The 13,491-nt window shown below is 59.5% G+C and carries 12 protein-coding genes; 4 read left to right on the forward strand and 8 right to left on the reverse strand.

The window, feature by feature from the left end:
• Positions 1-150 precede the first annotated feature (150 nt).
• The 4 genes from JJB09_RS06835 to JJB09_RS06850 all read right to left on the reverse strand — a co-directional run bounded on the left by JJB09_RS06835 (position 151) and on the right by JJB09_RS06850 (position 3,455).
• On the reverse strand, positions 151-657 hold the full coding sequence (locus JJB09_RS06835) for a DUF1993 domain-containing protein (RefSeq protein ID WP_201655086.1): 507 nt from the start codon (positions 655-657) through the stop codon (positions 151-153).
• Positions 658-748: 91 nt separating this feature from the next.
• Positions 749-1,831, reverse strand: a complete 1,083-nt coding sequence (locus tag JJB09_RS06840) for a nickel/cobalt transporter (RefSeq protein ID WP_201655089.1) — start codon at positions 1,829-1,831, stop codon at positions 749-751.
• Positions 1,831-2,469: a DUF1007 family protein gene (locus tag JJB09_RS06845; protein WP_201655092.1), complete on the reverse strand. Its 639-nt coding sequence runs from the start codon at positions 2,467-2,469 to the stop codon at positions 1,831-1,833. The genes JJB09_RS06840 and JJB09_RS06845 overlap by 1 nt, the downstream gene beginning before the upstream one ends.
• Positions 2,470-2,561: 92 nt before the next feature.
• Entirely contained in the window at positions 2,562-3,455 is an 894-nt protein-coding gene (locus JJB09_RS06850; RefSeq protein WP_201655095.1) for a LysR family transcriptional regulator, read from the reverse strand.
• A 587-nt stretch (positions 3,456-4,042) separates the two neighbouring features.
• On the opposite strand from JJB09_RS06850, the gene odc2 reads away from it, so the two are divergent.
• Both odc2 and JJB09_RS06860 read left to right on the forward strand, forming a co-directional pair.
• Positions 4,043-5,176, forward strand: a complete 1,134-nt coding sequence (gene odc2 / locus JJB09_RS06855) for an ornithine/lysine decarboxylase (protein WP_201655098.1) — start codon at positions 4,043-4,045, stop codon at positions 5,174-5,176.
• Positions 5,177-5,258: 82 nt separating this feature from the next.
• Positions 5,259-5,858 carry a GNAT family N-acetyltransferase gene (locus JJB09_RS06860; protein WP_201655101.1) on the forward strand — a complete coding sequence of 200 codons (600 nt, stop codon included), beginning with the start codon at positions 5,259-5,261 and terminating at the stop codon, positions 5,856-5,858.
• Positions 5,859-6,038: 180 nt separating this feature from the next.
• On the opposite strand, the gene JJB09_RS06865 is transcribed toward JJB09_RS06860, so the two are convergent.
• Both JJB09_RS06865 and JJB09_RS06870 read right to left on the reverse strand, forming a co-directional pair.
• Entirely contained in the window at positions 6,039-7,424 is a 1,386-nt protein-coding gene (locus JJB09_RS06865) for an SNIPE associated domain-containing protein (protein ID WP_201655104.1), read from the reverse strand.
• Positions 7,425-7,624: 200 nt separating this feature from the next.
• Entirely contained in the window at positions 7,625-8,443 is an 819-nt protein-coding gene (locus JJB09_RS06870) for a MerR family transcriptional regulator (RefSeq protein WP_201655107.1), read from the reverse strand.
• Positions 8,444-8,619: 176 nt separating this feature from the next.
• Here JJB09_RS06870 and JJB09_RS06875 point away from each other — a divergent pair, with 176 nt between their 5' ends.
• A complete protein-coding gene (locus tag JJB09_RS06875) occupies positions 8,620-9,900 on the forward strand; it encodes a 4-aminobutyrate--2-oxoglutarate transaminase (RefSeq protein WP_201655110.1) in 1,281 nt (426 codons plus the stop codon).
• A gap of 3 nt (positions 9,901-9,903) precedes the next feature.
• Positions 9,904-11,382 (forward strand): NAD-dependent succinate-semialdehyde dehydrogenase, encoded by a 1,479-nt coding sequence (locus tag JJB09_RS06880; protein ID WP_201655113.1) that lies wholly within the window; start codon positions 9,904-9,906, stop codon positions 11,380-11,382.
• A gap of 107 nt (positions 11,383-11,489) precedes the next feature.
• On the opposite strand, the gene dgoD is transcribed toward JJB09_RS06880, so the two are convergent.
• The gene (dgoD, locus tag JJB09_RS06885) at positions 11,490-12,638 is read right to left on the reverse strand and encodes a galactonate dehydratase (RefSeq protein ID WP_201655116.1); all 1,149 of its coding nucleotides are present in this window, start codon (positions 12,636-12,638) and stop codon (positions 11,490-11,492) included.
• 47 nt (positions 12,639-12,685) lie between these two features.
• Complete coding sequence (locus JJB09_RS06890) at positions 12,686-13,444, reverse strand: FCD domain-containing protein (protein WP_201655119.1); 759 nt, start codon at positions 13,442-13,444, stop codon at positions 12,686-12,688.
• Positions 13,445-13,491: the final 47 nt, after the last annotated feature.

Raw genomic sequence — 13,491 nt, forward strand, 5'->3', positions numbered from 1 at the left:
TTTGCCCTTCACCCTGACCCTCTCCCCGCAGGCGGGGAGAGGGGACGATGGGGTCACTGACAGTGCTACAAATCCCTTCGTCCCGTCATTACGGGGAGAAGGTGGCGGCAGCCGGATGAGGGGGCAAAGATCAGAAGGCTGTTGTGAGTTTTATTCCCGGCCCATGAACATGCTCTTGCCGAGCGGCATGCCGTTATGACGCAGGATGGCGTAGGCTGTCGTCACGTGGAAATAGAAGTTCGGCAAGGCAAAACCGATGAGATAGCCCTCGCCGGTGAAGTTCATCTCCCCCCGCGGGAATTTCAGCACGATATCGGCGTTCTCGCGGCCTTCCATCTGCGCGGCCGAAACGTCACCGATAAGATCGACGGTCTTGTCGATCCGGGCATGCAGGTCGGCAAAGCTCTGCTCCGTATCTGCGAGCGATGGCAGCGGCAGGCCAGCGGTGCGATAGAACGCACCCTTTGCATGATCGGAGGAGAGCTGTACCTGGCTGATCAGGCTGCGCATGTCGGGCGCCAGCCGTGCGTTGAGCAGCACGGACGGATCTATTTTCTTCTCGGTACAGAAAGCTTCTGCCTGGTTGAGGGCAGCTTTGAGGCCTTTGAAGCGCGGAAGGATGGAAAGCGTCGCGACGGAATGCAGGGAAATCGACATGGCTGATCCTGACAAATGTTGAGGGACCATTCAGATGTGATGTGCACCCCTGCCCATTACCAGCGCCCGGCGTCAAATTTTTGACGGCGCTTCAGCCCTGCAGCGAGGCCATCAGGAACGTCAGGCCGAAGAGGATCACGGCAATGGCGCCCGCGATCTCGATCGCATTGCCGATCCACAGCGCCCGCGATCCGGAACCCGCGTAGCGGATCGCCGCATCCTTGGCCGTCACCGCGATGGTTGCGAGGATCGAGACCGTGATCGCAGTGCCGACCGACATGGCAAACACCGAGAGCACGCCGCCGAGGTAAAGCCCGTTGAGAAAGGCGAAGGTGAGTACGAAGATCGCACCGGAACAGGGGCGGAGGCCCACCGCCATGATCGCCCCCCAGGCATCGGCAAGCGAAAACCTATCGCCGGAGACCATTTCGGGCGATGGCGCATGCGCATGACCACATACCGCGCAGACTTCACCGGCTGCATGCGCATGGTTCAAGCCGGGCCCATGCGAATGGGCATGATCGTGGCCTTCGCGGAAATTCATGCCCATGGCGACCGCCAGCTCGGGGGCCGGCGTGGCAAAACTCATGGCCGGGCGCACGAGCATGCTCTTCAGCTTGCGTGACAGAAGATAGAGCCCGAACACCATGATCAGGCCAAACGAGGCGATCTCCAGCCAGCGCGAGGCGTCGGTCATGGTGATGGTGCTGCCGCGCAGGATAAGGAAGCCGGCACTGGTCACCAGAATTGCCACAGCGCCCTGAACGAAGGCCGACAGGAACGATATCAGCACGCCGCGCTTCAACTCGGTTTCGTTGGCGATCATGTAAGACGAAATCACCGCCTTGCCGTGACCCGGTCCTGCCGCATGAAAGATGCCGTAGAGAAAGGAAATGCCGACCAGCCACCACAGTTGCCAGGCGTCGGTGCGCATGGCTTTCAGCGACGTCGTCAGCGCCCGGTAGAATTCCTGTTGCCTGGCATTGATGAACAGCAGCACGGGCTCGAGCCACGGCATGTAGGTCATGACGAAGCCGGAGGGCGCACCGGCCCCCGGCTCAACATTGCCGAGTCCGAGGGAGGACGCATGGGCAAGCGTTGCGGTGGCGGCAAATGCGCACAGCGTCGCAATGACGGACCTGAATTGCCCGGATCGATGCGGGAAAGATCTCATCAGCACGTCACCTCCGCACGGGTGGCGAATAGTTTTGACATATCGGTGCCGGTCGGATCGTTGAAGAAGGCATCAGTCAGCGACGACTTGTTTTCGGCGATCACCTCATCGGGATCGGGCCGAACGATGGCGCTCTTGCAGGCGCCGAACGCCCCCATCAGCACCACATCCTTGTCGCTGGGAAAGTCGATGGAGGCGTAAAGCGTCGGATCGTAGATGCCGAAGGTCAGCTTGCCCTTGAGATTCATCGGCTGGGCGGGCTTGATGGCAAAAAACATCAACAACTGCCCATCCTTGTAGTCGACATTGATCCTGTCGGGCTTGGCGACTTTCACCGGCTTTCCATTGTCGGTCAGCGTCGTGTAGTAGCCGAACTCTTCCAAGGAGGTCAGGACGGTCTTGCCGATTTCCTCAAGCTCCGGCGGATCGAGCTTCAGGTTGGCGTTCTTGTCGAAATCCATCAGCACGCTGGAGGAAAACACTTCATCGAAGCGCCAGATGTTGTGCAACTCGGTGATCTGAGCGTCGTCGTTCGCCACGATCTCCAGCCGCGCATCGGCAAAGACATGCGGATGGGCCGCTGCCACGACAGGCGCAAAAACGAGCGAAGCCAGGAGCGGCAGAAGTGTCTTGTTCATTTTGGAAATCGCATCCTCAATCTTGCCGGGCAGAAAGCGCAAGAATGAGTCGAAATTCCGGCCCGGCCGTAAATTCAAGCGCGTCGCGCTGCTCAAACGTTCTTGCGGAACCATGCATGCAGGAAATCGACGAACCGGCGTACCTTGGCTGGAAGATAGCGCCGGTGCGGATAGATCGCATAGATGCCACCGCCATTGGGCATGAACTCCTCGAGGATCACCACCAGTTCGCCACACTCAGTCCTCGGCTTGGCGACGAAATCCGGAATCAGCGCCACCCCAAGTCCGGCGATGGCCGCACGGGTAGAAGCAATCGGGGAGTTGACTTCAATCGGCCCGCGGACAGAGACCGACTGGAAGCCTCCACCCGGCGCTTCGAAACGCCAATTGTTGTAGTAACGGCTGTTGGTATCGACGATGCAGGGAATGAGCGCCAGATCCTGCGGGCTCGTTATAGGGCCGTACTTCTCCAGTAGCGCCGGCGAAACGAAGCAATGCGTGCCGAAATCGCAGAGCTTTCGGGCGATCATGCCGGAATCCTCGAGCCGGGTGATGCGGATCGCGACATCGAAGCCTTCTTCGATCAGGTCGACGAAGCGGTCCTCGGCAATGATCTCCAGCGTGATCTCCGGATGCTCGATGGAAAAATCGATCAGCGAGCGGCCGATATCGGCATCGACGAAACTCCGGGGAACGCTGATCTTGATGCGGCCCTTGAGATCCTGGGCGCCTTCACGCACCAAATCGGCGAGGTTGTCGATTTCCTTCAGGATCTCCGACGCGGTCCGGTAATAGGTATGGCCGGCCTCGGTGAGCGAAAACTGCCGCGTGGTGCGATTGAGCAGCAGCGCACCGAGCTCATCCTCGAGTTCCTTGACGTATTTGGAGAGCAGCGCCTTGGAGCGTCCGAGCTTGCGCGCGGCGGCGGAATAACCCTCCGCATCCACCACATCGATGAAGGCTCGCATACGCGTCAGAGTGTCCATGAATCCCCGTTTTGTTTTTGGCCAAAAAATGGCGTTGGGTCAGTGTTTTACCATGCGAAAAAAATTTCGATAGAGGGCAAGAAAATTCTTGATTATGACGGCGAATATCCCTATCTCCGCTCTTGCCCAAAGTCGCACGTGCCTGTGGGTGTCCGCCGACCCTCTAATTGGTGAGGAATTCGGTACGGTACCTGGACCTAACCGCTCCAGTCGCTACCCCGGCCTTCCGGGAAATGCGAGGACATCTTGAAGCAACGACGGTGCGGGCCTTTCTGGTGTCTGCCGGCTTTCCAACAGCCGGGGTTACTGAAGAGGCACACCTTCATTGCCGGAAGTGCGGTTGGGACATCCCTCCAATCCAAGGCAGACAATCTGAACATATGCCGTTTCGCGGCGTTTGTTCTACAGCCATGTGGCATTTCGTAATGAACCGGGGTCTCCACCGCCTGGTTTCTGAGCGCAATTCGTCACTCGTTTTTGTCCTCCGGAATTTCCGGAGCAATGCCATCTGTCGATGCGGTCGTTCCGGTTGAGTCCGGTTTCCGCAAACGCAGGATCTATCTCTGGATTTGGAAGGACGATCTGTCATGACAACCGCACGCATTCGCGATTTTCTTGCCACCCGACGACCGGAAGGCCCATGCCTCATCGTCGATCTCGACGTCGTCAAGGACAATTACAAGGCATTCCGTCACGCCCTGCCGGAAAGCCAGATCTATTATGCCGTCAAGGCAAACCCGGCTCCGGAGATCCTGAAGCTGCTCGCCGTCATGGGTTCCAACTTCGATTGCGCCTCCGTGGCTGAAATCGAAATGGCGCTTGCCGCCGGCGCGACCGCATCCCGCATCTCCTATGGCAACACCATCAAGAAAGAGCGCGACGTGGCACGCGCCCATGCGCTCGGCATCAACCTGTTTGCGGTGGATTGCCACGAGGAAGTGGAAAAGATCGCCCGCTCGGCTCCCGGTGCGCGCGTGTTCTGCCGCGTCCTGACCGATGGCGAAGGCGCCGAATGGCCGCTGTCGCGCAAGTTCGGCTGCGTACCGCAGATGGCCGTCGACGTGCTGGTCTATGCCCATCAGCTGGGCCTCGATTCCTACGGCGTCTCGTTCCATGTCGGCTCGCAGATGACCAAGCTCGACGCCTGGGATTCGGCACTTGGCGATGCCAAGCGCGTCTTTACCCAGCTTGCCAAGCAGGGCATCGAGCTTAAGATGGTCAATATGGGCGGCGGCTTCCCGACCAAGTACCTCAAGGACATTCCGTCCTCCGAGGCCTATGGCCGCGCGATCTTCGCGGCGCTCAAGAAGCACTTCGGCAACCACATTCCGGAAACCATCATCGAGCCGGGTCGCGGCATGGTGGGCAATGCCGGCGCAATCAAGGCCGAAGTCGTGCTCGTGTCGAAGAAGTCGGACAACGATGCCCATCGCTGGGTGTTCCTCGACATCGGCAAGTTCGGCGGCCTGGCCGAAACCATGGACGAGGCGATCCGTTATCCGATCCGCACCACCCGTGACGCGGATGCGATGGAGCCCTGCGTACTGGCCGGTCCGACCTGCGATTCCGCCGATGTGCTCTACGAGAAGAACATGTATCCGCTGCCGGTCTCGCTGACGATCGGCGACGAGGTTCTGATCGAAGGCACCGGCGCCTACACCACGACCTACTCGGCCGTCGCCTTCAACGGCTTCGAGCCGCTCAAGGCTTACGTGATCTGACGGATTTTCCGGCGCAAGCCGGAGAACCAACTCACAATTCCCAATGGGTCCGCTTGAACGGATTTAGGTACGGGAGGCCGACATGGCCGCTCTCCTTGACTCTGTGCGCGCATTCTTTGCGCCAAAAAATGACGATGCCTTTCTGATCGACCGGGAGAACCCTTCCGACGTCGTCGCACGCGAGTGCCTGCTCGACCGCGCGATGGGCGTGGGCCGCAGAAAAAAGTCTTCGGAAGCGCTTCGCCGCAATCGTGTACCAGCCGAAGGGCTGGCCCTGGTCGCCCGCGACACATCCGGCCACGTGATCGGCACGGTGCGTCTCTGGCATATTGACGCCGGCATCACGCCTGAAGGCAATGCCGTGCCGGCACTGCTGCTCGGCCCGCTTGCAGTCGACGCCGACCATGCCGGCAAAGGCATCGGCGGCGCCCTGATGCGCGCGGCAATCCTCGAGGCTCGCAAGCACGGCCATGGCGCCATCCTGCTGGTCGGCGATGCACCCTACTACGAGCGCTTCGGCTTCACGACCGAGAAGACCGCCACCCTGGTCATGCCCGGCCCCTCCGCACGCGAACGTTTCCTGGCGCTGGAGCTCAGGGATGGCTGGCTTGAAGGTGCTGCCGGCGTGCTCACAGCGTCCGGCGCGAAGATGTTGGAAGCGCCGCTGAAGAAGGCGGCGTAAGGGCGCCTATGGGATCCATTGCGTAAATGCCGTTGGCATTATGTGGAATTTAGTCAGGGTCAGCTCTGCCCATCAGCGGACTTCGTGTCTGATGGTGTGCTACTGCACTGGTCAGCGACAAAGCGCTATTCAGCCAGCGCTCTAGACTGGACCTGTAGCGATAACGGTTTTTTCTAGCTATCAGATTGAAGCCGGCAGGACATCGATCGCTGGCACATCGATCGCCGCCAACATGGCGTTCCGCCGGGCCAGCGTTTCGCGATATTCTTGGGCCTCGATATCCTTGAAGAATGGGGCGCCAGGCGCAAGGCGCTTGACGGCGGCCTCGACGTCATCAATCGATGCGCGGAAGAACTCCTTCCGATAGTTCTGAGCGTTGATGCGGGTCTTTTCAAATTCGTTGTGCAACGATCGCTCAAGCGTCGGCGCGTCATCACTGTAGATGATAGTGTGAGTATCGAATATGAACGGCACGCTGGCGTCTCCGAGCTCCCGAACACGATCAGCAGGATCGAGGCGCCGCGTCAGACCGATCTTGACCACCTCCTCACCGAAAGAGCCCACGTTCGAAATGATGTAGACGTAACCGGACCGAGTTTTTTCAGCCATCGCCTGGGCGCGCTCAACCTTTGCATGGGCATCGGCAAGGTCTCGCTCCAGCATCCGGATCTTCTCGTTGTAAGCCTCCATCTGAGTGCCTGCCGCACGGCTGGCCTCGGTCTTGGCCTTTTCCAGCAACCGTTTATACTTGTCTTCTTCCTCCTCAGCGCGCTCCATGTCCCGAATGAACTTTTGCTCCTCCCTCGCAGCGCGCGCCATTTCTGCCCGCTCCTCGCGCTCGGCTTTGAGCTTCTCCCGGTATTCGTGGGTGAGGAAGAGCTCTTGGAGCTTCAACTTCAGATAGTTGTCGGTGATGATAACTTCATTTGTTGCGTTGAGATTGTCGATCTGTTGCCGAGCGGTGACTATACGCTTTTCCATCGCGTTAGCATTGTTCCATCGCACGTTCGCTACCGCCGCGTCACACTCGTTGTTGAAAGCGCGCAAAGTGAGCTTTACATTGCGATTGGTGAAAGTCTGCCCCTTGGCTTTACTACCACTGACAGTCCATTCCGTTTTGCAGACCGCGGCTGTTTTGTTGGTAATCAAGCGCTTTTGAGCATCTCGAACGCTCGCGATGGCGTTTTTGTACTGCTCACTGTCGGAGTAGTCGAAATGCGGTTCGTACAAACCCATTTCCGCGAAGGCGATCTTCTCATCAAAGACAGCAACCTCTTTTGCCAAGCGATTGTAGACCGTCATCTTCTCAGCATATGATGCCCGCAGCTTCTCGATCTCAGTTTCTTTGGTGCTAACAACCTCCTGCAGCCGTTTGACCTCCGCCTCTTGGTCGGTAATCGGCTTAAAGCGTTCTTCCAGGGCATTGGCCCTTGCAGATTGGTCTTGGAGTTGGACTTCGCCTAGCCTGCGTGCAGACCGCTGATGGAAAGCAAGCGCCGTGGCTACGATAGCCCACAACGGCACGCCCAAAACCAAGATGAACGCAACAACCTGACCCGTGGTCATAGATTTCCCTCGATAGATCCCCAAAGTCGAGAGTATCGTATATGGTGTCTTTTGCAAGTATGCGACCGATGGGAGAAACGGCTATAAAGATCAAAGCAAGATGTCAGCTAGAGCCAAAAGCCGACGCTAGGTACCTGCTCCAGAATCCCGGAGATCCCCTCTCGCTCGTGGACAACGGCCGAAAGTCGATCTTTACGAAATCAGAACGTCGGTGGCGTGTTGATCCAGATCAGCACCGTCTCGCCGGCAAAGCTGTTGCGCCAGGAATGTGGCCGCTTGCTCTCGAAGTAGAATGAATCCCCCACACCAAGCTCGAAGAACTGATCGCCATCGAGGATAATCTCGATGGCGCCCGCCAAAACATGGAGGAACTCCTCGCCTTCATGCTGGTAGGCGCCTTCGCTCGATGCACCCGGCGCCAGCACGAAGCGGTGGCACTCCATCTGGTTCTTGCCCTCGGAGAGAATTTGCACGGCCACACCCGAGGAGGTCGCCGGCCAATTGGACCATGCGCCGTTGCGGATCAGCGACTCGCCTGCATGCCGATCCTCCTGACCGCTGAGCACGGCGAGCGTCGTGCCGAAAGAGGCGACGAGTTCGTGCAGCGCCTTGAACGACAAGCCTTGCGAGGTGCGCTCAAAAGTCGAGAGCATCGAGACGGGAATGCCGGTCTCAAGCGAAACCTTCTCCAGCGTCTTGCCGGCCTCACGACGCAGGTAGCGAAGCTTGCGACCAATATCGGAATTGGGCTGCGATTTTGCGCGTGGCTTCGTCTGCGCACGGCGCGGCTGTTCCCGGCCAAGGCCCTCGCGAATGGCCGCTGGGTTCAACCCCTTGCCATTCCGCAACCAGCTGATTTCCTTGAGCTGTTCGATATGACTCTGTTCGTAGAGTCGCTGGCCGGACTCCGTCCGGACCGGCTCGATCAGACCCTGGCTTTCCCACAGCCGGAGCGTCGAGGCCGACACGCCGGCCATCCGGGCTGCCTCTGCGATCTTGAATCTGATCGGACCTTTCATCTCAGCGTCATGGCCGGAATGCATGCTTCACCAAAGTCTCGATAATTTTGCGGTTGGCCCATATTGCAACTCTACAGAAAAAATGCAAAAAATATTTTCAACGACCGATCCGTACCGCTCAGATCGAGTGGGGCGGGGAGGTCTCACGTTGCCAAACAAACACGATGGGGAGTTCCATGCAGAATACTGAGCTAGCGACCAGACGCACCGACGCAATTTCGCGCGGCGTTGGCGTCACCACCCAGGTCTATGCCGACAAGGCACTGAATGCCGAAATCTGGGATGTCGAGGGCCGTCGCTATATCGATTTTGCCGCCGGCATCGCCGTCGTCAACACCGGTCATCGCCACCCCAAGGTCATCGCGGCCGTCAAGGACCAGCTGGACCACTTCACGCACACCTGCCATCAGGTGGTGCCCTATGAAAACTATGTCCGTCTTGCCGAACGCCTGAACAACGCCGTTCCGGGCAACTTCAAGAAGAAGACGATCTTCGTGACGACCGGTGCCGAAGCCGTCGAGAACGCCGTCAAGATCGCGCGTGCCGCCACCAACCGTTCCGCGATCATCGCCTTTACCGGCGCTTTCCACGGCCGTACCTTCATGGGCATGACGCTGACCGGCAAGGTCGTTCCCTACAAGACCGGCTTCGGCGCGATGATGCCCGACGTCTTCCACGTGCCGTTCCCGGTTGAATTGCATGGCCAGACCATGGAAGATTCGCTCGCCGTGCTCGACAAGCTGTTCAAGGCCGATGTCGACCCGAACCGCGTCGCCGCGTTCATCGTCGAGCCGGTGCAGGGCGAAGGCGGCTTCTACGAAGTGCCGCGCGCCTTCATGGCCAAGCTGCGCGAGATCGCCGACAAGCATGGCATCCTGCTGATTGCCGACGAAGTGCAGACCGGCTTTTCGCGTACCGGCAAGCTGTTTGCCATGGAACACTACGGTGTCGTTGCCGACATCACTACCATGGCCAAGGGCCTCGGCGGTGGCTTCCCGATTGCAGCCGTCACCGGCCGCGCTGAAATCATGGACGCACCAGGCCCTGGTGGCCTCGGCGGCACCTATGGCGGCAATCCGATCGGCGTTGCTGCCGGCAACGCCGTTCTCGACGTGATCGAGGAAGAAGGCCTCAATGAGCGCGCGACTGCCCTCGGCAATCGCCTGAAGCAGCGCCTGCAGTCACTGATCGAAGCCGTGCCGCAGATCGCCGATATCCGCGGCCTGGGCTTCATGAACGCCGTCGAATTCAACATCCCGGGCTCCAAGACCCCGAATGCCGATTTCACCAACAAAATTCGTGAAAAGGCGCTCGCCAAGGGCCTGATCCTGCTGACCTGCGGCGTCTATGGCAACGTTATCCGGTTCCTCGCCCCGATCACCATCGAAGACAAGGTGTTCGGCGAGGCGATGGACATTCTCGAGGAAACGCTGCGCGAATGCGCTGCGGAGGCTTGATTCATGACGATTTCTGAAAAACTCCTCTCCAAGCTCAAAGACCCGTCGCTTGCCGTCGACAAGGCGCTGGTCGCCGGCGAATGGCTGGCGGCAAGCGACAGCGGCAAGACCTTCGACGTCACCAACCCGTCCAACGGCGAAGTCATCGCCACATTGCCAGACATGAACCGGGCGGAAGCCGCCCGCGCCATCGATGCCGCTTACGCGGCGCAGAAGGCTTGGGCCAAGAAGACGGGCAAGGAGCGCGCAGCCGTGCTGCGCAAGCTCTTTGACCTGATGGTCGCCAATGCCGACGATCTGGCAGCAATCCTGACCATGGAAATGGGTAAGCCGCTGGCCGAGGCCCGGGGCGAAGTCCTCTATGGCGCCTCCTATGTCGAATGGTTCGGCGAGGAAGCCAAGCGCGTCTATGGCGACACGATCCCGGGTCATCAGGGCGACAAGCGCATCATCGTCATCAAGCAGCCGGTCGGCGTTGTCGCGGCAATCACGCCGTGGAACTTCCCCAACGCCATGCTGGCCCGCAAGATGGCCCCGGCCATCGCTGCCGGTTGCGCGATGATCTCCAAGCCTGCCGCCGAAACTCCGCTTTCGGCGCTGTCGCTGGCATTGCTGGCCGAGCGTGCCGGCGTGCCGGCCGGTATCTTCAGCGTCGTGACGTCGAAGGATTCGCCGTCCATCGGCAAGGAGTTCACCGAAAACGAAAAGGTCCGCAAGCTGACTTTCACCGGATCCACCGAAGTCGGCCGGATCCTGATGCGTCAGGGTGCGGACCAGATCATGAAGCTCGGCCTCGAGCTTGGCGGCAACGCGCCGTTCATCGTGTTCGACGATGCCGATCTCGATGCGGCCGTCGAAGGCGCGATGATCTCCAAGTATCGCAACAACGGCCAGACCTGCGTCTGCGCCAACCGCCTTTACGTGCAGGCCGGCGTTTATGACGCCTTTGCCAAGAAGCTCGCAGAGAAGGTCGGGGCGATGAAGGTAGGCGACGGCTTCGAAGCCGGCGTCAATGCCGGACCGCTGATCGACAAGAAGGCACTCGCCAAGGTGCAGGAGCACATCAGCGATGCAGTCTCCAAGGGTGCTACCGTCGCGCTTGGTGGCAACGTCTCAAACATGGGCGGCTTGTTCTTCCAGCCGACCGTATTGACCGGCGTCACCACCGAAATGAAGGTCGCCCGTGAGGAAACCTTCGGGCCGGTTGCGCCGCTGTTCAAGTTCGAGACCGAGGAAGAAGTCATCGAACTGGCCAACAACACCGAGTTCGGCCTTGCCTCCTATTTCTTCTCCAAGGACGTTTCCAAGATCTTCCGCGTCGCGGAAGCACTGGAATACGGAATGGTCGGCATCAATACCGGCCTGATCTCGACGGAAGTGGCACCGTTCGGCGGTATCAAGCAGTCGGGCCAGGGCCGTGAAGGTTCGAAATACGGCCTCGATGACTATACCGAGATGAAGTATCTCTGCCTGAGCATCTGAGCTGACTGGACAAATCAATGAAAAAGGCCGCGGAGCGATCCGCGGCCTTTTCTATCCATGAAGGGTCGAACTTTACTGCGCCCGTGAGGCATCGCTTTCCGTCAAGCCTACCATTCGGCGACGGAACCATCTTCATGCCGCCAGACCGGGTTGCGCCAGCGGTGACCTTCCTTGGCGCGCTCAATCACGTAGGCTTCGTCCACCTCGACGCCGAGGCCAGGGCCCTGCGGAATGCTGACGAAGCCGTCGGCGTAGTGGAACACCTCCTTGTTGGAGATGTAATCGAGGATATCGTTGCCCTTGTTGTAATGAATGCCGAGGCTCTGCTCCTGGATGAAGGCGTTGTAGCTGACGGCATCGACCTGCAGGCAGGCGGCAAGCGCAATTGGCCCCAGCGGGCAATGCGGCGCCAGCGCCACATCATAGGCCTCGGCCATCGCCGCGATCTTGCGGCATTCGGTGATGCCGCCGGCATGGGAAAGGTCTGGCTGGATGATGTCGACATAACCATCCGACAACACCGACTTGAAATCCCAGCGCGAGAACAGCCGTTCGCCCAGCGCAATCGGCGTCGAGCAATGATTGGCGATTTCCTTGAGCGCCTCGCGATTTTCCGACAGCACCGGCTCCTCGATGAATAGCAGGTTGAACTGCTGCAATTCCCTGGCCAGAACCTTGGCCATCGGACGATGGACGCGGCCGTGAAAATCCACCCCGATGCCGATGTGCGGACCGATGGCCTCACGGATCGTGGCGATGGTCTCGACCGCCTTTTCCACCTTGTCCCAGGTGTCGACGATCTGCATTTCCTCGCAGCCGTTGAGCTTGATGGCCTTGAAGCCGCGCGCCACCACATCACGAGCATTGGCGGCAACGTCGGATGGCCGGTCGCCGCCGATCCAGGAATAGACCTTGATCTTGTCGCGGCACTGGCCGCCGAGCAGCGCGTGAACCGGCTGGCCATAGGCCTTGCCCTTGATGTCCCAGAGCGCCTGGTCGATGCCGGCAATCGCACTCATATGCACGGCGCCACCGCGATAGAAGCCGGCGCGGTACATAACGTTCCAGTGATCCTCGATCAGCATCGGATCCTTGCCGATCAGATAATCCGAGAGTTCATGGACCGCAGCTTCCACTGTCAACGCACGCCCCTCGACCACTGGCTCGCCCCAGCCGACAATGCCCTCGTCAGTCTCGATCTTCAGAAAACACCAGCGCGGCGGTACGATGTAGGTTGTAAGCTTGGTAATCTTCATGGGTGTTTCCAGCCGGTTGAAAAAAGGATTTTGCTTGTTGGTTGCGCTCAATCCGCCATCATCGCGCGCCTCTTGGCAATGGTGATGTCCCGCAAGGCGAGGTCGAGCATGCGGTTAGAGCAGTCGCGTGCGGCAATCCCGTTGCGCATCCGGAGCGCCTCGATCAATTCCCGGTGGACTGCCAGCGCTTCGTCATGGTGCGCCGTCGCTTCATTGGACGTTTGCAGCGCGTATCTCAACGCGGCATGAATGATGGAGGAAAGCTGACGGAACACCCTGTTGTGGCTCGCATTGAGCAACAGTTGATGGAATAGCGTATCGGCATTGGTGAACGCCTCGCTATTGCCTTCGGAGACGCGCATGCTGTTCCAGGCTCTTTCGAGCCCGGCAATGTCCTCGGCGGTCGCCCGCTGGGCGGCCAATTCGGCTGCTGCCGGCTCCACTGTGCGGCGGGCTTCCAGGATGGCGTCAAGCAGATCTGATCGGAGGATGCGGGGCCCAATCCATTCCAGGATCTGCGAATCCAGCAGGTTCCATTCCTCCGTCTCGCAGATGATGGTGCCGACGCGCGGGCGGCTGCGAACCAGGCCCTTGGTCTCGAGGATCTTGAAGGATTCGCGAATGACGGTGCGGCTTACGCCATACGTTACGCAGAGATCGCTCTCACGCGGCAGCGTCGAACCGGCAGGATAGCGTTCGCTGCAAATATCGGCACCGATCGCCGCTGTCACGTTCTTCTGCACGCGGGGACGCTTGCCGCCATTGACTGCGTCACTCCTGTCCCTGCCATCGACCTTAGCTTCCACCCGACACCTCACACTGGACCCGACAAACGGGAATGTGCGTTTCCTCG

It is taken from the genome of Phytoamicus setariae (assembly GCF_016722925.1).
GTDB lineage: Bacteria > Pseudomonadota > Alphaproteobacteria > Rhizobiales > Rhizobiaceae > Rhizobium_E > Rhizobium_E setariae.

Bases quoted from the DNA above. Each gene is read 5' to 3' on its own strand.
- JJB09_RS06835 (WP_201655086.1), bottom strand. From the start codon at position 657: ATGTCGATTTCCCTGCATTCCGTCGCGACGCTTTCCATCCTTCCGCGC.
- JJB09_RS06840 (WP_201655089.1), bottom strand. From the start codon at position 1,831: ATGAGATCTTTCCCGCATCGATCCGGGCAATTCAGGTCCGTCATTGCG.
- JJB09_RS06845 (WP_201655092.1), bottom strand. From the start codon at position 2,469: ATGAACAAGACACTTCTGCCGCTCCTGGCTTCGCTCGTTTTTGCGCCT.
- JJB09_RS06850 (WP_201655095.1), bottom strand. From the start codon at position 3,455: ATGGACACTCTGACGCGTATGCGAGCCTTCATCGATGTGGTGGATGCG.
- odc2 (WP_201655098.1), top strand. From the start codon at position 4,043: ATGACAACCGCACGCATTCGCGATTTTCTTGCCACCCGACGACCGGAA.
- JJB09_RS06860 (WP_201655101.1), top strand. From the start codon at position 5,259: ATGGCCGCTCTCCTTGACTCTGTGCGCGCATTCTTTGCGCCAAAAAAT.
- JJB09_RS06865 (WP_201655104.1), bottom strand. From the start codon at position 7,424: ATGACCACGGGTCAGGTTGTTGCGTTCATCTTGGTTTTGGGCGTGCCG.
- JJB09_RS06870 (WP_201655107.1), bottom strand. From the start codon at position 8,443: ATGAAAGGTCCGATCAGATTCAAGATCGCAGAGGCAGCCCGGATGGCC.
- JJB09_RS06875 (WP_201655110.1), top strand. From the start codon at position 8,620: ATGCAGAATACTGAGCTAGCGACCAGACGCACCGACGCAATTTCGCGC.
- JJB09_RS06880 (WP_201655113.1), top strand. From the start codon at position 9,904: ATGACGATTTCTGAAAAACTCCTCTCCAAGCTCAAAGACCCGTCGCTT.
- dgoD (WP_201655116.1), bottom strand. From the start codon at position 12,638: ATGAAGATTACCAAGCTTACAACCTACATCGTACCGCCGCGCTGGTGT.